Below are 18,137 nucleotides of genomic sequence, written 5' to 3'. Positions count from 1 at the left end.
GCTAAAATGTACTCCAACAGGCATAACAGTTAACGCGTAGCATTCGCATACATGAGGTGACAAATGTTAGAGCAAATAAGCCAACTGGCGCGTGAGGCAGGCGACGCGATTATGCAGGTCTATAACGGTTCGGTTCCCACTGATGTTTCGCATAAAGCAGACGATTCGCCCGTCACAGCAGCCGATCTGGCCGCGCATGATGTGATTGTTAAGGGCCTGAAACAGCTGACACCGGATATTCCGGTGTTGTCAGAGGAAGATCCGCCCGGTTGGGAAGTCCGTCAGCACTGGCAGCGCTACTGGCTGGTGGATCCGCTTGACGGCACCAAAGAGTTTATCAAACGCAATGGTGAGTTTACGGTCAATATTGCGTTGATCGAGCAGGGCAAACCGATCATGGGCGTGGTGTACGCGCCCGCGCTGGGCGTGATGTACTCGGCAGCAGAAGGTAAAGCCTGGAAGGAAGAGGGCGGAGAAAAGCAGCAGATTCACGTTCTGGATGCACGTCCACCGCTGGTGGTGGTGAGTCGTTCCCACAACGATGATGATGAGATGAAAGAGTATCTGAAGCAGCTAGGGGAACATCAGACGGTGGCAACCGGCTCATCGTTAAAATTTTGCCTGGTCGCTGAAGGTAAGGCCCAGCTTTATCCGCGCTTTGGACCCACCAATATCTGGGATACCGGCGCGGGTCATGCCGTTGCTGTCGCGGCAGGTGCCCACGTCCACGACTGGCAGGGAAGAACGCTGGATTATGCGCCGCGTGAATCTTTCCTGAATCCGGGCTTCCGTGTATCGCTGTTCTGACGTCAGACGGGAGGCACTCGCCTCCCGACTTCACCTGTCAGGGTGCTTTTAACAGCGTTTTTAACAACGTAATGACTTCTTTGACTTCCTGCTGCGTCAGTGCCCCGTCTTTGACATATTTCACCTGACCGTTTTTATCCAGCACCACAATGGTCGATCCGCCTTGCTGCAACTGCCAGGCGTGCTGCACATTGCCCTTGCTGTCGACGATAAACTGCGACCACGGATACTGCTTTTTATTACTCTGAATGCTGCTGCGAACAAACAGGCTGGTGCCGGGAATGGCATCATCGGTGTTCACAATCGTCGTGGTCTGATAGCGATCGTGCGGCAGTTTCGCTGACTTGATGGCCTCAACCAACGCTGCATTCATCTCTTTAGCCGATGAGCGGCCTGCAATGTGCTGTATGACACGTACTTTTCCGTTCAGTTGCGCGCTGTTCCAGTCTTTATAACTGAATTTTTCCTGCGCCAGGATCAACTCGCCTTTGTCATTGACGCCCACGGGCGGCACGCGTTTTCCCGTCTCAAGATTGTGGGCCAACGCACTTACAGGAAGCAGCAGTGACAAGGCCAGTGCGGCCAGAGTAATACGCCTCATTATTTTCTCCAGTGATCAGACCAGTTAGTCATCCAACTGTAATAGTAAGCAGGGATGATGCGGCTGTCTCAAAAAGCTGTCAGCTTTGTTATCAACCACACAATTCTGTAACGAACGAAGGTTTATACTGAATAGTGAAAAGTAAATAACAGAGTATTCTGTAATGTTCTGTCAGCACGGTAAAAAAAGTTATTTCTGGTCGTGCGAAGTAAGCAGAGTGTTCTATAGTTTATCTCGCATTCGCGCTTCATGGACCCGTACCGAATTTGGCAACGGCGAAGCGTGCTTAAAAATTAAGGAGTTAAGAAGTATGAAAATCTTCCAGCGCTATAATCCGCTACAGATAGCAAAATATGTTAAGACGCTGTTTAAAGGAAGGTTGTACATCAAGGATGTGGGCGCGTTTGAGTTTGATAAAGGTAAAGTCCTGATCCCCCGGGTCAAAGACAAACAGCACCTGAGCGTGATGTCAGAAATTAACCGCCAGGTCGTTCGTCTCAAGCTAGAGTTTAACTAAAAAACAGGGCGCCGATGGCGCCCTGAGTGTTTCTATTCTTCGCTTTTCGTCACGTTCAGCATCGGCGGTCGTTCATCAATCCGTGTCACCAGCAGCTGATCAATGCGGTAACTGTCGATATCGACCACTTCAAACTTGTAGCCCGCAAATTTCACAAAGTCGGTACGTTTCGGGATTTTACGCAGCATATACATCATAAAGCCGCCAATCGTTTCGTAGTTACCCGACTGCGGAAAATCATCGATATCCAGCACGCGCATAACATCATCAATCGGCGTCCCGCCTTCCACTAGCCAGGAGTTTTCATCGCGCGCAACAATCTGTTCTTCCATGCCCTGACCCACCAGGTCGCCCATCAGCGTCGTCATCACATCATTCAGCGTAATGATACCGACCACCAGCGCATATTCGTTCATGATGACCGCGAAGTCGTCGCCCGCCGTTTTAAAGCTTTCCAGCGCCTCAGACAACGTCAGCGTATCCGGAACAATCAGCGCGGAACGAATCTGCACGCCGCTGTTCAGCGCCATGCTCTGATTGCCCAGTACGCGCAGCAGCAGCTCTTTCGAATCGACATAGCCAACGATGTGGTCGATATCCCCATTACAGACCAGGAATTTCGAGTGAGGATGTTCAGCGATTTTTGTTTTCAGGCTGACTTCGTCTTCGTGCAGATCAAACCAGACGATATTTTCACGTGACGTCATGGAGGAGGGCACGGTGCGTGATTCCAGCTCAAACACGTTCTCAATCAGTTCGTGTTCCTGCTTACGCAGCACGCCAGCCAGCGCACCGGCTTCCACAACCGCGTAAATATCGTCGGACGTGATATCGTCTTTGCGTACCATCGGCAGCTTAAAGACGCGAAAAAAGACGTTGGCCAGGCCGTTAAACAGCCAGACCAGCGGCCGCATAACCAGTAAACAAAAGCGCATGGGATTGATAATCCGCAGGGCAATGGTTTCTGGCGCGATCATGCCTACCCGTTTTGGGGTTAAGTCGGCGAACAGAATAAACAGGCTGGTGACGATGGTGAATGAGCAGATAAAACTGAGCTGTTCGGCCAGTTCGTGAGACATAAAGCGATTGAAGAGGGCGGAAAATGCCGGGGAAAAGGCCGCATCACCGACGATACCACCCAAAATGGCGACGGCGTTCAGGCCAATTTGCACCACGGTGAAGAACATGCCGGGCGTTTCCTGCATCTTCAATACCCGCTGAGCGTTAACGTTGCCTTCATCAGCCAGCAGTTTCAGCTTAATCTTGCGGGCGGCAGCCAGCGAGATTTCGGAGAGAGAAAAAAAAGCACTGATTACGATCAGTAGCAGAATGACAAGTAAGCTATCAAGCATAAGTAATCCAAAGAGTTATCCACTTGTCATTTTTGGCCTGGGCAGCGTGCGGTTGAGGCGCTTATTCCCTGTACGTACGACGCAGAGGAGCTATCCGTGCCAAAAATGTCTGCGCCCGTTCGACAAGGTTGTAAGGGGAAAGGGGCAGAAATGAAGACAGGCGGGATGCCTGCGGTGGGTGATTATAGCAGCAGCGAGGAGGCCGCCGCCAGAGGGCAAACAGTGGCTTATAATGAGGTTTTCAGCTCAGGATGCATGTGTAATGCAGGAGAGTGGTCTACTGGCGTGCGGCCTGTCTGGACAACAAGGTCGTTGTATCGTGCGTCCGTTTTACCGACAATAATGCGCAGTTTGACTTAGAACGCGTTACAGACTGCCCTTTGGCAAAAAGTGCGGCTATGATGAGTAAGTTGCCGTTGCGATTGTGACGGCAACAAGGATTAACACGCGCCCTGCGGAATGGGGCGGGCATGAGAGACAGGAGTACAGGTGCCACGATTTTATGTTTATTGCATGGCGGGCTTATTGCTCGTCGCGCCCGCCTTTGGGGCGGCACCGGTTCGACTACAGCTTGAAGGGCTGACCGGCGAACTGCAAAAAAACGTCAGGGCACGCCTGTCGACCATCAGCAGCGACGAAGTCACCAACGATGGCCGTTTCCGCGCGCGTGTATCGGCCGCTATCAAAGAAGGGCTTCGCGCGCTCGGCTACTATGAGCCTGATATCGACTTTGAATCACGCCCTGCCCCTGCGCAAGGTGGCCGTCCGGTGCTCATCGCGCGCGTGACGCCTGGCCAGCCGGTAAAGATTGCCGGTAGTACGATCATTGTCACCGGTCAGGCAAAAAACGATGCAGACTATAAAAACTGGATCGCCCAGGGCCGCCCTAAAGTTGGCACAATCCTCAATCATGGTCAGTACGATAAATTCAAAAGTGGCTTTACCAACCTGGCGCTGCGCAACGGCTATTTCGATGGCGAATTTGAAAAAAGTCAGTTAGGCGTTTCCGTGGCGCGCCACGAAGCCTTTTGGGATATCGACTACAATAGCGGACCGCGTTACCGCTTCGGCGATGTCACCTTCCAGGGCTCACAGATCCGTGACGCCTATTTGCAAAATCTGGTGCCGTTTAAAAAGGGCGACTATTACAGTTCCCGTGATTTGGCTGAACTGAATCGCCGCCTGTCGGCTACGGGGTGGTTCCAGTCGGTGGTCGTCGCGCCGGAATTTAAAGAGGGACGTAAAACCAAAGTCCTGCCGTTAAATGCGGCCGTTTCCCCTCGGGCAAAAAATATTGTTGAAGCCGGTGTCGGGTATTCGACGGATGTCGGGCCGCGTCTGAAAGGCACCTGGAGAAAGCCCTGGGTTAACGACCGTGGCCACAGCATGATGGCCAGTGCCTATATTTCTGCGCCTGAGCAGCAGGTGGATCTCAGCTACAAAGTTCCGTTACTCAAAAGCCCGCTGGAGCAGTACTACACTTTTTCAGGCGGGCTCAAACGCACCGATCTGAACGACACCAAAGCGGATACCAGCACGCTGGCAGTATCGCGTAACTGGGACAGCAGCAGTGGCTGGCAAAGGGCCGTCAATCTGCGCTGGAGCCTTGACCACTTTACCCAAGGGAATGTCACCAATACCACGATGTTGCTTTATCCCGGCGTCAGTCTGAACCGCACGCGCTCACGCGGTGGCCTGATGCCGACCTGGGGCGACTCGCAGCGTTATTCTGTCGATGTGTCCGATACCACCTGGGGATCGGATGTCGATTTCCTGATCCTGCAGGCGCAAAACGTCTGGATTCGTACGCTGGGCGAAAAGAACCGCTTTATTGCACGCGGCACGGTGGGATGGATTGAAACCAACGACTTCGATAAGGTGCCGCCGGATCTGCGCTTCTTCGCCGGGGGTGACCGCAGTATTCGCGGCTATAAGTACAAAAACGTCTCGCCACGTGACAGTGATGGCAAGCTGACCGGGGCCTCAAAAATGGCCACCGGTTCACTGGAATACCAGTACAACGTCAGCGGAAAATGGTGGGGCGCGGTGTTTGTTGACGCCGGTGAGGCCGTCAATGACATCAGCCAAAGCGATATTAAAACCGGTGCCGGTATCGGCGTGCGCTGGGCATCGCCTGTGGGGCCCATTAAGTTTGATATTGCGCGTCCCATTGGCGACAGGGAGGAGCACGGTTTGCAATTTTACGTAGGATTGGGGCCTGAACTATGAAGCGCTGGAAAAAGGTCCTGACTGGCTTTCTGATTTTTTTGGTCTTGTTGTTGGCTGGCGTGGCATTTTTGATTGGTACGACGCCGGGCCTGCATTTAGTGTTAAACGGCGCGTCGCGCTGGGTAGCGGGATTATCCATCAACAAAGTGGATGGCGGCTGGCGTAATCTTACGCTCAGCGGTCTGCGTTACGACATGCCGGGCGTCAGCGTTAACGCGGGCAATATCCATCTGGCATTAAATCTCAATTGCCTGCTGCACTCGTCGGTCTGCGTCGATGACCTGACGCTAAAAGATATCAGTGTGGTCGTTGACAGTAAAAAGATGACGCCGTCGGCGGCGGCACCCGAAGACGATAACAGCGCGACCAATCTCAGTACGCCGTACCCCATCAGCCTGCGCCACGTCGGGCTGCATAACATCAGTGTGAAAGTCGATGATACCGCGATTTCGCTGGTGGATTTTTCCACCGGCTTACACTGGCAGGCGCGGGCGTTAACGCTGAATCCTACCCACATTCAAAGCCTGTTAATTGCGCTGCCTAAAGCGGCAGCGGTCGCGAAGGAACAGGTGGTCGATCCGAAAGTCCAGCAGCCGCAGCCAAACGAGAAGCCGCTGGGCGAAACGCTGCAGGCGATGTTTGCCAAACCCCTGCTACCGACACTGCCGGACTTCCAGTTACCGCTGGATATCGATGTTCAGGACATCGTGGGCGAACAGCTCCGCATTACCGGCGATACCGATATCGTTGTGAATCAGCTGCGTGTGAAGGCCAAAACGCTTGACCGCCATATACAACTGCAAACGCTGGACGTGGACTCAAACCTCGGCAGGCTCAACGGCAGCGGCCAGGCCACGCTCGCAGACAACTGGCCCGTTGATTTTGCCCTGAATGGCGATGTGAATGTTGATCCGGTTAAAGGGGAAAAGCTGAGTCTGACCTTACAGGGCGCGATGCGTGACGAGCTGAAGCTGGCGCTCAACCTCTCTGGCCCGGTCAGGGCGCAGCTGGATGCCCGTGCTCAGCCTGCCGTTGCCGGTCTTCCGCTAGCATTAACCCTGACCAGTCCGCAACTGCGCTGGCCGCTCACCGGAGCGGTTCAGTACCAGGCGGACAATCTCGACTATCAGCTCAAAGGCAAGGCGACCGACTACGTGATGTCGCTGCGCACGGCGGTGAAAGGCGAAGCGGTGCCGCCTGCCACGATTACGCTGGACGGTAAAGGGAATAGTGAACAGTTCAGCCTGGACAAGCTGCGTGTGGCAGCGTTACAGGGCACTATCGATCTGACGGCGCTGGTGGACTGGAGCAAAGCCATCAGCTGGCGCAGTGAACTGACGCTGGCGGGCATCAATACCGCCCGCCAGTATCCGGACTGGCCAGCCAGACTGGAGGGTAAAATCACTACGCGCGGCAGCCTGTATGGCGGCAGCTGGCAGCTGAGTGTGCCGCAACTGATGTTGAAGGGTAACGTCAAACAGAACGCGGTCAGTGCGGACGGAACATTACGGGGCAACAGCTACAACCAGTGGGATATTCCGGGTATTAAGATTGCGCTGGGCCGCAATCATCTGGATATCAAAGGCAGTCTGGGCGAAACGCTGAACCTGGATGCCAACGTGGATGCCCCCCATCTTGATAACGCATTGCCGGGACTTGGCGGTGTGGTCAAAGGGGATATCAAAGCCCGCGGATCGCTGAAAGCCCCTCAGCTGCTGGCGGATCTGACGGCCACTGGCTTACGTTGGCAGCAACTGCTGGTCCGGCGCGTAACGCTGAAAAGCGATGTACGCTCCAGCGACCAGATCGCCGGTAAGCTGCAGTTGCGCGTTGAACAACTGAAGCAGGATGCGCTTAACATTAATCTGTTGACGCTCAATGCTGATGGCGACGAAAAGCAGCATCAGCTTAAACTTAACGTGCAGGGCGAGCCGGTATCGGGTCAGCTCGCGCTGAACGGTAGCTTTGACCGCCAGACGGAGACATGGAAAGGCAGCCTGAACAATACGCGTTTTAATACGCCCGTCGGGGAATGGCGTCTGACGCGCGCTATGGCGATCGACTATGTTAATCAGAAGCAGACTGCGTCAATCGGCCCGCACTGCTGGCAAAACCCCAACGCGCAGCTTTGTGTGCCAGAACCGATTGAAGCCGGCCCCAGCGGTCACGCTCATGTGGTATTAAACCGCTTCGATCTGGCGATGCTAAAACCCTTCCTGACTGACCAGACCCAACTGAGCGGCGTGTTCAGCGGTGATGCCCGCGTTAACTGGACGGCGGATGGCAAACTGCCCGTCGGGACGTTGGCGCTGAAGAGTAATAATGTGAAAGTCGCGCAGGATGTGCAGGGCAATACGCTGCCCATCGCGTTTAACACAATTAATGTTAATGCGGCACTGCGGGACGGACGTGCACAGCTCGACTGGCTGATTCGCCTCGTCAATAACGGCCAACTGGATGGCAATGTGCAGATTACCGATCCGCAACAGCGCCGTGAGCTGGGTGGCAATGTGAATATCCGCAATATCTCGCTGGCGATGATCAATCCCGCCTTAATGCAGGGCGAGAGCATCAAAGGCCTGCTGAACAGCGATCTGCGCCTGGGCGGCACAGTGCAGCAGCCGCAGCTTTTTGGGCAACTGGGTCTGAAAGATGTGAATGTGAAAGGCAACTTCATGCCGGTGGATCTGACCAGTGCCAGTCTGAACATGGTGTTTAACGGCATGAGTTCGACGCTGAATGGCCTGCTACAGACCGCACAGGGCAATATCAACCTGAGCGGCGATGCGGACTGGAGCCAGCTGGATAACTGGCGTGCGCGCGTAACCGCCAAAGGCAGCCGGGTCCGTGTCACGGTGCCGCCAATGGTGCGCATGGATGTGTCGCCGGATGTGGTATTTGAAGCCACGCCAGCCGCCTTTAATCTTGACGGGCGCGTCGATATTCCCTGGGCACGTATCACGGTACAGGAGGTTCCTGAGAGCGCAGTCGGCGTATCGTCTGATGAAGTTATGCTGGATAAAAACCTTAAACCGATTGCGCCTAAAACGGCCTCAATACCGATTAACAGTAACCTGACCATTCATGTTGGAAACGACGTGCGTCTGTCGGCCTTTGGACTGAAAGCCCGTCTGAATGGCGATCTGAAAATGGTCCAGGATAAATCAGGACTGGGACTCAACGGACAGATCAATATTCCATCCGGCCGTTTCCATGCTTACGGTCAGGACTTGATCGTGCGTAAAGGCGAGCTGCAGTTTGCGGGCCCGCCAGACCAGCCTTATCTCAACCTGGAAGCGATTCGTAATCCGGATGCGACCGAGGATGGCGTAACGGCAGGATTGCGCGTTACGGGGCTGGCGGATGAGCCGAAAGTGGAAGTGTTCTCCGATCCGGCGATGTCACAGCAGGAGGCCCTTTCTTACCTGTTACGCGGTCAGGGGCTGAATAGCGACGGCGACAGTAACGCGTTAACGTCAGCGTTAGTCGGCTTAGGGGTTGCACAAAGTGGGCAGGTTGTGGGTAAAATCGGCGAGACATTCGGTGTCAGTAATCTTGCCCTTGATACGACCGGCGTTGGCGACAGTCAGCAGGTACAGGTCAGTGGCTATGTATTGCCGGGTCTACAAGTAAAATACGGGGTTGGCATCTTTGATTCACTGGCAACGTTAACCTTACGTTACCGACTGATGCCCAAACTCTATTTGGAAGCCGTGTCCGGTGTGGATCAGGCTCTTGATTTGCTCTATCAGTTTGAGTTTTAGTAATGCGAATAATTGTCTATGGCAGTTTACGGCGCAAACAGGGAAACAGTCACTGGATGACACATGCGCAATGGTTGGGTGATCACCAGATTGAGGGTTATGAACTCTACAGTCTGGGTCACTATCCTGGCGTGATCACGGGCGAAGGAACGGTATATTGCGAAGTCTACCGAATTGATGCCTCCATTCTCGCCGAGTTAGATGCGCTTCGGACCAAAGGTGGTGAGTACAAACGCCATCTGATTCAGACGCCGTTTGGTAGTGCGTGGCTTTATGTCTATCAGCGTTCGGTCGCGGGTCGCCAGCGTATCCAGAGTGGAGACTGGCTGAAGCGTGATGAGGCGTCGGAAGTCTGAATAAAAACACCGTCCAGTTGGACGGTGTTTTTTAACGGTTTACCTCAGGTAAACCTGCGTTAGCCGGGCAGAATTACTTCTTCGCCGCACGCTCAAAAGACGAGACGATCTCGGCTTTGGCTGCTTCGGCGTTATCCCAGCCGTCAACCTTAACCCATTTGCCTTTTTCCAGATCTTTGTAGTGCTCAAAGAAGTGGGTGATCTGCGCACGCAGCAGTTCTGGCAGGTCGTTCACATCTTTGATGTGATCGTACTCTTTGGTAAGTTTGGTGTGCGGGACAGCAACCAGTTTGGCATCTTCGCCAGACTCGTCGGTCATTTTTAACACGCCAACCGGACGGCAGCGGATCACTGAGCCGGGCTCCAGTGGGTACGGTGTTGGAACCAGTACGTCTACCGGGTCACCATCCAGCGACAGCGTATTGTTGATGTAACCATAGTTGCATGGATAGAACATTGCCGTAGACATAAAGCGATCCACAAACAGGGCTCCAGAATCTTTATCAACTTCATATTTGATCGGATCGGCATTCGCCGGGATCTCAATAATTACGTAGATATCTTCTGGCAGGTCTTTACCTGCTGGCACCTGGTTCAAACTCATCGGGTATTCCTTCAGTCGTCGTATGTTGAGTGTCGGCTATTATAGCCAACTGACTGTGAAAGTACGCCCCCTTTTTGGCGTTTCAGAATGCTCCTCAACGCTATTTGGCCGTGACAAACAGGGATACAATGCCCGCAGCAATCAGTGGCCCTACCGGAACGCCACGGAAAAACGCCACGCCGATTACTGTTCCTATCAGCAATCCGCCAATGACGGAAGGCTGTACACTCATAAAACTCACGCCGCGCCCGCCCAGCCAGGCCACGAAAATGCCTACCAGGATTGCGACAATCGACTGCCAGTTGGCAAAGGATTTCAGCAGGGATGACGCAGGCAGCGAACCACTGGCCAGCGGGGCCATTACGGCTACGGTAAGGATAATAATGCCCACTGTAATGCCCTGTTTTTCCACATAAGGAAAGAATTGCGACAGCGGTGTCATTTTGATGATCAGCAGGATCAGAATGGACAGGGTCACGGCGGTGTTGTGGACGAAGTAACTCAGTACAGCAAGGCAGATCAAGATCAGCGTGGAGGCGTAAGCAACCATAGTTTCTCCCTGAAAATGAATGAAGACAGTTATGACTGACTTTAAAGGGTTACATTAATCAACAATCGTTGGGGTTCGCGCAACTGCCAGTGGCTAAAGATTGCAGTTGTAGGGTTTGATTGCGGACCAGCGCGGTGCTCTGGGTGGCCAGCGCAACGGGGCCGAGAGTGCCCTGCGTGTTGAGTTGGCTGCGGCTCACCGCTAACCAGGCTTCCCGGTAACGCAGCCAGGCGCGCTGGGCGATACGCAGTTTCTCTCTGGGTTCTCCGCTTAATTTTTTCATCAATGCACTGTACTGCGCGTTCATTTCCGCGTCCCATTGCTGGGTTGCCGTATCCTGACATTGCATCAAGGCCAGCGTGGTATCGGCTTGATTAAGGCATTGATTTAACGTGACATCAATCGTGGACTGCTCAGCCACTGCAAGCTTACAACTCAAGAGCGCTATCAACATTACCCTTTTTTTCATCGATTTCCCCTTTGTTTCCTTAACAAAATACCTTCAATTTCATTAACAGGTTAGCGGCAAGCACGGGATTAATCATTCACAGGCGTTAAAGTTTGCGAATCGCAATGCCGATACTTTCTCCGTTTAAGGGTTGTCGAAATTATTTCGCCTTTTACTACTCATACGGAAACGATCAAGATGAAACAGTTATCACTACGCACGGGGTTGCTGGCGTTGCTGGCATTCATGACACTGCTGTTGTTGGCGGTGAGTGTGATGGGCATTGTGGCAATCAACAAGGGCAACCGCTCGCTGGATGTGATTAACCGCATTCAGGGGATTGAGTTAAACAGTCTGTATCGCAGTAACGCCGATTTAATGCGCGCGCGTGCCAGTGCTGCGCTTGCAGTACGCAAGATTGAGATTGGTTTACTGGATGAGGGCGCGCAGGTCACCAAAACGGCGCAGGCCGATGTCGAGTCCTCTCAGCGCAACTTAAAACGTTTTGTGGATGCCGGAACCGTGACGGCGGAAGGCAAAATCATGGCTGATGCCATTGCATCAAGCTATAAGGATTACCTTGATCAGGGCATCCTGCCGATGATGAAGGCGCTCGACAAACAGTATAACGATGAATATTACCAACTGCTGGAAGGTAAACTGGAGCCTTTATCCGCGAAGTACACCAAAGCGGTAGAGACCTTTGGCGCGAAAGCCGACGAAATTACCCAGGCACAGTTAGTTGAAGCTCAGCGCAATGAAATCATGATGAAAGTGCTGATCGCCGTGGCGGTGGGGCTCTCCGTGCTGCTGCTGGTACTGGCCTGGGTGCTGCTGCGCCGCATGTTACTGACGCCGTTGAACAATGCGATTATTCACCTTGAGCAGGTGGCGGCGGGCGATCTGTCTCAACCGTTGCCGCTGGCGGGCAACAACGAACTGGGTCGTCTTAACAATGCGCTGGCGGGCATGCAGCAGGCTCTGCGTGACTCGGTGAATAAGGTGCGTGAGGCCGGGCTGAAAATCGACAGCGGCAGCCGCGAGCTGGCGGCGGGCAACGTTCACCTTTCTCAACGTACCGAAGAATCCGCCGCGTCGCTGGAGCAAACGGCGGCCAGTATGGAACAGTTGACCGCAACGGTTCGTCTGAACGCCAGTAACGCGCAGCAGGCTCACCAGTTGGCGAATGCCGTTTCTGACAGTGCCGATCGCGGGGCGGAAGTGGTGAACTACGTGATGGAAAAAATGCGTGAGATCACCGAGAGCGCCAATCGCATCGGCGATATTCTGAGCGTGATCGACGGCATTGCCTTCCAGACCAACATTCTGGCGTTAAACGCCGCCGTGGAAGCGGCACGTGCCGGTGAACAGGGGCGCGGTTTCGCCGTCGTCGCGAATGAGGTGCGCACCCTGGCGCAGCGCAGTGCCAGCGCGGCGAAAGAGATTCGCACGCTGATCAGCGATTCACAAACGCGGGTGAAAGAGGGCAGTGAAATGGCCACGCGTGCAGGCGAAACCATGGATGATATCGCTGGTGAAGTCATGCGCGTGACGGCACTGATGAAAGAGATTTCGATGGCTTCAGAAGAGCAAAGTCGGGGCATCGATCAGGTCAACCATGCGGTGACGCAGATGGATGAAGCGGCGCAGCAGAACGCGGCGCTGGTGGAGCAGGCCACCGCCGCCACGCATTCACTGGAGGCGCAGTCAGAGCAGTTGCAGGCTGCTATGGCGCTGTTCCGGCTTCAGCAGGCATAAGACAAAATAAGGGCGCGACACCCGCGCCCTTTATGCTTAGCCCTGACGACACTCCGGAAACTCTGCCAGGAAGCGCTCTACGTCATCCACCATGGCGGTGTTGCCACAGTAGAACGGGCAGCGCTGATGCAGCGTTACCGGGGGGATATCCAGAATACGGTTTTGCCCGTCGCTGGCTTTACCGCCCGCCTGCTCGGCCAGGAAGGCCATGGGGTTGCACTCATACAGCAGGCGCAGTTTACCCTTCGGATGGCTGGCCGTGCTGGGGTAAAGGTAGATGCCGCCTTTCAGCAGGTTACGATGGAAATCCGCCACCAGTGAACCGATGTAGCGTGAGGTGTAAGGACGGTGCGTTGCCACATCCTCTTCCTGACAGAATTTCAGGTATTTTTTCACGCCCTGCGGGAAACGAATGTAGTTACCTTCGTTAATGGAATAGGTGTAGCCCACTTCCGGATACGTCATCCGTTCGTGACTGAGGCAGAACACGCCCAGTGACGGATCGTAGGTAAACGCATGTACACCACAACCGGTGGTGTAAACCATCATGGTAGACGAACCGTAAACCACATAACCGGCCGCGACCTGTTTGTTGCCCGGCTGCATGAAGTCCGCTTCGACAACCGGTGTGCCGGGTTCACTGACGCGACGATAGATTGAGAAAATGGTGCCGACAGAGACGTTAACGTCGATGTTTGATGATCCATCCAGCGGATCCATCAAGACCACGTACTTGCCGTTTTCCTCGCCCTCAAAGATGACAAATTCGTCCTCTTCTTCAGAAGCGATACCGGCAACGATACCGCGCGCTTTCAGTGCGGCTTTGAGTTTTTCGTTGGCGAACAGATCCAGTTTCATCTGCTGTTCACCCTGAACATTCTCGACGCCGCTGGCCCCCAGGATATCCACTAAACCGGCTTTGTTAATATCGCGGTGGATAATTTTGGCACCCAGCTTAATCGCTGAGATAAGCGCCGTCAGTTCACCTGTAGCGTGCGGAAAGTCGTGTTGCTTCTCGACGATAAATTCGCCCAACGTTTTCATAACACATTCCCTGAATCATCGATGGAGTGGCAGCGGCATACTTCACTGCCGACGGATGCGTACGCAGTTTAGCCGATTGAACTTCAAAAACCATAGTCCTAATCCGTTTCTTCCGCTCGCAACCGAGGTTACACTGTGCGCCGAACTTTTGAGTTATGGACGTTTTTATGCGCATTCACATCCTCGGGATATGTGGCACGTTTATGGGCGGGCTGGCGATGCTGGCACGCTCCCTTGGCCATCAGGTGACAGGCTCAGATGCCAATGTTTATCCGCCGATGAGCACCCTGCTGGAACAGCAAGGTATTGAATTAACAGAGGGTTATGACGCCAGTCAGCTTGATCCTCAACCAGACTTGGTCATCATCGGCAATGCCATGACGCGCGGTAATCCCTGTGTGGAAGCGGTTCTGGAACGCAACATTCCCTACCTTTCAGGTCCCCAATGGCTGCATGATTTCGTGCTGCGTGACCGGTGGGTGCTGGCCGTGGCCGGCACGCACGGTAAAACCACGACGGCAGGCATGGCAGCGTGGATTCTGGAGGCGTGTGGTCTGGAACCGGGCTTTATTATCGGCGGTGTACCCGGCAACTTCGATGTTTCAGCAAAATTAGGAAAAAGCCCATTCTTTGTGATTGAGGCTGACGAATATGACTGCGCGTTTTTCGATAAGCGCTCTAAATTCGTTCATTACTGCCCACGTACGCTGATTCTGAATAACCTGGAATTCGATCATGCGGATATTTTTGACGATCTGCGGGCGATCCAGAAACAGTTCCATCACCTGGTGCGCATCGTGCCGGGCCAGGGCAAGATCCTGCTGCCGGAGCACGATCATAACCTGAAGCAGGTAATGGCGATGGGCTGCTGGAGCGAGCAGGAACATGTCGGCGATGGCGGTCACTGGCAGGCGAAAAAACTGACGCCTGACGCCTCACACTGGGAAGTCTGGCTGGACGGCAACAAAGTGGGTGAAGTGAACTGGGCACTGGTCGGCGAACACAACATGCACAATGGTTTAATGGCCATTGCGGCAGCCCGTCATGTTGGCGTGAAACCCGAGGATGCCAGCCAGGCACTGGACAGCTTTATCAATGCCCGTCGTCGTCTGGAACTGCGCGGCGAGGTCAACGGCATCAAGATCTATGATGATTTTGCCCATCATCCGACCGCGATTCTTGCCACGCTGAGCGCGCTGCGCAGCAAAGTGGGCGGGACGGCGCGTATCCTGGCCGTGCTCGAACCGCGTTCAAACACCATGAAAATGGGCGTGAATAAAAATGAACTTGCCCCGTCACTGGCGCGTGCCGACGAAGTGTTTCTGTTCCAGCCGAGCCATATTCCCTGGCAGGTCGCGGATGTCGCAGAAGCCTGCATGCAGCCTGCGCACTGCAGCGCGGATATTGATGCGCTGGTAGAAACAATCGCCAAAACGGCGCAGCCGGGCGATTCCATCCTGGTGATGAGCAACGGGGGCTTTGGTGGGATTCATCAGAAGCTGCTGGATCGTCTGGCTCGTTAACCGGTAGCCGATCCTTTTCTCCCCGAACGAGGGGAGAGAAAACCCTGCGGCTGGGCACTGCTCAGCCGCACATCACCGCCAGGGTCAGACGGCTTCTGCTAATTCGCGCAGGTACTGAAAAATCTGACGGGCAGATTTTGGCGGTTTGTTACCCGCTTTTTCCTTCTGTGCATTACGAATCATGCTACGCAGTTGCTGACGATCGGCCTGAGGATAAAGGGCAAGCACGTCGGTCATCGCCTCATCGCCTTCTTCAATCAGGCGATCGCGCAGCATTTCCAGCTTGTGAAACAGCGCAACCTGCTGGTTATGGCGGTTTTTAAGCTTATCCAGTGCGGTACGAATCGGTTCAACGTCGATGCTGCGCAGCAGCTTACCAATTAACTGTAACTGACGGCGGCGGCCTTCTTTCTTAATACGCTGCGCCAGTTCAATCTCGGTACGCAAACGCTCATCCAGCGGAATTTTATCCAGCGAGTTTTTCCCCAGGTCGACCAGTTCGGCCCCCAGGCGTTTCAGCTCTTCAGCATCGCGTTTGATTTCGCTCTTACTAACCCAAATAATCTCTTCATCTTCTTCTTCGTGATTATCGGGCACATCATCGAGCCACTCTTCAGGCTGCTTAGTCATATCTGGCTCCAAAAAAAAGAGGCTAATCCTACCAGTTTATCGGGTGACTGCGAAATTGTTCTCTGACTCTGATAGACTCAAATTATTCAACCATAAGATTAGACGGCAGGTCGATGAACGTATCAACTCAAGTTGCAGAACAGCGAAAAGCACTGGAACAGGCAATTGCACAGGCGCTTGAACTGGCAAAAGCAAGTACGGATGGCGCGGAAGTCGCGGTGAGCAAGACCACCGGTATTGGTGTCAGTACCCGTTACGGCGAAGTGGAAAACGTCGAATTCAACAGTGATGGCGCACTGGGCATCACTGTTTACCACCAAAACCGTAAAGGCAGTGCCTCATCGACCGATCTCAGCCCGGATGCCATTAAACGAACCGTGCAGGCGGCGATTGATATCGCACGCTATACCTCGCCGGATCCCTTTGCCGGCCCGGCGGATGCCGAACTGCTGGCTTATGACGCACCGGATCTGGATCTCTACCATCCGTGGGAGATCGATGCCGATTATGCTATCCAGCTGGCGGCACAGGCAGAGCAGGCGGCACTGCAGGCAGACAAACGCATCACCAATACTGAAGGCGGTAGTTTTAACAGCCATGTCGGTATCAAAGTCTTTGGTAACAGCCACGGCATGCTGCAAAGCTACTGTTCCAGCCGTCATTCGCTGTCCAGCTGCGTCATTGCTGAGCAGGACGGCAATATGGAGCGTGATTATGCGTACACCATTGGCCGCGCCATTGAGGACTTAAAGAGCGCGGACTGGGTTGGGGCTGAGTGCGCTCGCCGGACGCTGTCGCGCCTGGCACCGCGTAAGCTCGATACCATGAAAGCGCCGGTCATTTTTGCGCCGGAAGTCGCGACCGGCCTGTTCGGCCATCTGGTCGGCGCCATCAGCGGCAGCAGCGTCTATCGTAAATCCACATTCTTACTGGATGCGATGGGCAAACAGATTCTGCCTGAATGGCTGACCATTCAGGAGCAGCCGCATCTGTTAAAAGGCCTGGCCTCCACGCCGTTTGACAGCGAAGGCGTACGTACACAGGCCCGCGACATCATTAAAGATGGCGTGCTGCAAACCTGGCTGATGACCAGCTATTCTGCGCGCAAGCTGGGCCTGACCAGCACCGGTCACGCGGGCGGCATTCATAACTGGCGCATCGCCGGTCAGGGGCACAGCTTCAACGACATGCTGAAGCAGATGGGCACCGGGCTGGTCGTGACCGAACTGATGGGACAGGGCGTCAGCGCCATCACGGGCGATTATTCGCGTGGCGCAGCCGGTTTCTGGGTGGAGAATGGCGAGATTCAGTATCCGGTAAGTGAAATTACGATTGCAGGTAACTTAGGCGATATGTGGCGGAACATTGTTACCGTAGGCGATGACATTGAAACCCGCAGCAATATTCAGTGTGGTTCTGTTCTGTTACCCGAAATGTATATTGCCGGACAGTAAAATCTCTTTTAAGTTGTGTAGGCGATAGCAAGCGGAGGGCATCGACCCTCCGCTTTTTTATAAGCAGCGTTTTCACAATAAAAAGGAAGCTGAGCATGCGTAAAGCGTTTATGTCGTTGTTAGCTGTTGCCTTGTTATCTGTTAATGTCACCGCCGGTGCGGCTTCTCTTGAGCACGATATGAAAGAGATGGCGGGTATTTACAAGTCGCTGGATGGGGCGAAAAGCGCCGATCAGCTGCACAAAATGTTAGGTGATTTGCGCGCCAAAGCCGAAGATGCCAAAAAAGGCACCCCGGACAAACTGGAAGGCAAAGCACCGGACAGCCCGGAAATGAAAGACTTTCACAAAGGCATGGATGATTTGATTGCCCAGATTGATAAAGCCGATGCACTGGCTAAACAGGGCAAGCTGGATGAAGCCAAAGCAGAAGCGCAAAAACTGGCTGCTATCCGTAACGAAAACCACAAGAAGTTCCGCTAAACACACGCTAACCCCGGC

At 54.0% G+C, this 18,137-nt stretch carries 16 protein-coding genes; 9 read left to right on the top strand and 7 right to left on the bottom strand.

Annotation, left to right across the window (positions count from 1 at the left end):
* Positions 1 to 63 precede the first annotated feature (63 nt).
* The gene (gene cysQ / locus RAC90_RS16785; protein ID WP_058702682.1) at positions 64 to 807 is read left to right on the top strand and encodes a 3'(2'),5'-bisphosphate nucleotidase CysQ; all 744 of its coding nucleotides are present in this window, start codon (positions 64 to 66) and stop codon (positions 805 to 807) included.
* Between the two features lie 37 nt (positions 808 to 844).
* Here the strand turns inward: cysQ and RAC90_RS16780 are convergent, their stop codons facing one another.
* A complete protein-coding gene (locus tag RAC90_RS16780) occupies positions 845 to 1,408 on the bottom strand; it encodes a YtfJ family protein (RefSeq protein ID WP_033740023.1) in 564 nt (187 codons plus the stop codon).
* A 310-nt stretch (positions 1,409 to 1,718) separates the two neighbouring features.
* Between RAC90_RS16780 and RAC90_RS16775 the strand changes: the two genes are divergently transcribed.
* Positions 1,719 to 1,925 carry a DUF1107 domain-containing protein gene (locus RAC90_RS16775; RefSeq protein ID WP_003855513.1) on the top strand — a complete coding sequence of 69 codons (207 nt, stop codon included), beginning with the start codon at positions 1,719 to 1,721 and terminating at the stop codon, positions 1,923 to 1,925.
* Positions 1,926 to 1,957: 32 nt separating this feature from the next.
* Here RAC90_RS16775 and RAC90_RS16770 read toward each other — a convergent pair whose 3' ends face one another.
* The gene (locus tag RAC90_RS16770; RefSeq protein ID WP_033740022.1) at positions 1,958 to 3,277 is read right to left on the bottom strand and encodes a hemolysin family protein; all 1,320 of its coding nucleotides are present in this window, start codon (positions 3,275 to 3,277) and stop codon (positions 1,958 to 1,960) included.
* Between the two features lie 513 nt (positions 3,278 to 3,790).
* Between RAC90_RS16770 and RAC90_RS16765 the strand changes: the two genes are divergently transcribed.
* The 3 genes from RAC90_RS16765 to RAC90_RS16755 are packed head-to-tail and all read left to right on the top strand — an operon-like array spanning position 3,791 to position 9,626.
* Entirely contained in the window at positions 3,791 to 5,506 is a 1,716-nt protein-coding gene (locus tag RAC90_RS16765; RefSeq protein ID WP_172677636.1) for an autotransporter assembly complex family protein, read from the top strand.
* Positions 5,503 to 9,270, top strand: coding sequence for a translocation/assembly module TamB domain-containing protein (locus RAC90_RS16760; protein ID WP_375124564.1), 3,768 nt, complete (start codon positions 5,503 to 5,505; stop codon positions 9,268 to 9,270). Before RAC90_RS16765 ends, RAC90_RS16760 begins: the two co-directional genes overlap by 4 nt.
* Positions 9,271 to 9,272: 2 nt before the next feature.
* Positions 9,273 to 9,626: a gamma-glutamylcyclotransferase gene (locus RAC90_RS16755; protein WP_006118351.1), complete on the top strand. Its 354-nt coding sequence runs from the start codon at positions 9,273 to 9,275 to the stop codon at positions 9,624 to 9,626.
* A 73-nt stretch (positions 9,627 to 9,699) separates the two neighbouring features.
* Here RAC90_RS16755 and ppa read toward each other — a convergent pair whose 3' ends face one another.
* From ppa to RAC90_RS16740, 3 genes are all read right to left on the bottom strand, one after another.
* Complete coding sequence (gene ppa, locus RAC90_RS16750) at positions 9,700 to 10,230, bottom strand: inorganic diphosphatase (RefSeq protein WP_006118350.1); 531 nt, start codon at positions 10,228 to 10,230, stop codon at positions 9,700 to 9,702.
* A gap of 100 nt (positions 10,231 to 10,330) precedes the next feature.
* Positions 10,331 to 10,780: a DUF441 domain-containing protein gene (locus RAC90_RS16745; protein WP_039341815.1), complete on the bottom strand. Its 450-nt coding sequence runs from the start codon at positions 10,778 to 10,780 to the stop codon at positions 10,331 to 10,333.
* Between the two features lie 58 nt (positions 10,781 to 10,838).
* Positions 10,839 to 11,249 (bottom strand): lysozyme inhibitor LprI family protein, encoded by a 411-nt coding sequence (locus RAC90_RS16740; RefSeq protein ID WP_054633025.1) that lies wholly within the window; start codon positions 11,247 to 11,249, stop codon positions 10,839 to 10,841.
* Positions 11,250 to 11,426: 177 nt separating this feature from the next.
* On the opposite strand from RAC90_RS16740, the gene RAC90_RS16735 reads away from it, so the two are divergent.
* Positions 11,427 to 12,986 carry a methyl-accepting chemotaxis protein gene (locus RAC90_RS16735; protein WP_039341822.1) on the top strand — a complete coding sequence of 520 codons (1,560 nt, stop codon included), beginning with the start codon at positions 11,427 to 11,429 and terminating at the stop codon, positions 12,984 to 12,986.
* 36 nt (positions 12,987 to 13,022) lie between these two features.
* Here RAC90_RS16735 and fbp read toward each other — a convergent pair whose 3' ends face one another.
* Positions 13,023 to 14,030 carry a class 1 fructose-bisphosphatase gene (gene fbp / locus RAC90_RS16730; RefSeq protein ID WP_006118345.1) on the bottom strand — a complete coding sequence of 336 codons (1,008 nt, stop codon included), beginning with the start codon at positions 14,028 to 14,030 and terminating at the stop codon, positions 13,023 to 13,025.
* A gap of 167 nt (positions 14,031 to 14,197) precedes the next feature.
* Here fbp and mpl point away from each other — a divergent pair, with 167 nt between their 5' ends.
* Complete coding sequence (mpl, locus tag RAC90_RS16725; RefSeq protein ID WP_033740016.1) at positions 14,198 to 15,553, top strand: UDP-N-acetylmuramate:L-alanyl-gamma-D-glutamyl-meso-diaminopimelate ligase; 1,356 nt, start codon at positions 14,198 to 14,200, stop codon at positions 15,551 to 15,553.
* A gap of 84 nt (positions 15,554 to 15,637) precedes the next feature.
* Here mpl and yjgA read toward each other — a convergent pair whose 3' ends face one another.
* A complete protein-coding gene (yjgA, locus tag RAC90_RS16720; RefSeq protein ID WP_033740015.1) occupies positions 15,638 to 16,183 on the bottom strand; it encodes a ribosome biogenesis factor YjgA in 546 nt (181 codons plus the stop codon).
* A 113-nt stretch (positions 16,184 to 16,296) separates the two neighbouring features.
* Between yjgA and pmbA the strand changes: the two genes are divergently transcribed.
* The gene (gene pmbA, locus RAC90_RS16715) at positions 16,297 to 17,637 is read left to right on the top strand and encodes a metalloprotease PmbA (RefSeq protein WP_006118343.1); all 1,341 of its coding nucleotides are present in this window, start codon (positions 16,297 to 16,299) and stop codon (positions 17,635 to 17,637) included.
* A gap of 95 nt (positions 17,638 to 17,732) precedes the next feature.
* Positions 17,733 to 18,119: a cytochrome b562 gene (cybC, locus tag RAC90_RS16710; protein ID WP_006118342.1), complete on the top strand. Its 387-nt coding sequence runs from the start codon at positions 17,733 to 17,735 to the stop codon at positions 18,117 to 18,119.
* Positions 18,120 to 18,137: the final 18 nt, after the last annotated feature.

This window comes from Pantoea sp. CS_6 (assembly GCF_041954745.1).
Taxonomy (GTDB): domain Bacteria; phylum Pseudomonadota; class Gammaproteobacteria; order Enterobacterales; family Enterobacteriaceae; genus Pantoea; species Pantoea stewartii.
This window is presented reverse-complemented; position numbering and strand designations above follow the sequence as displayed.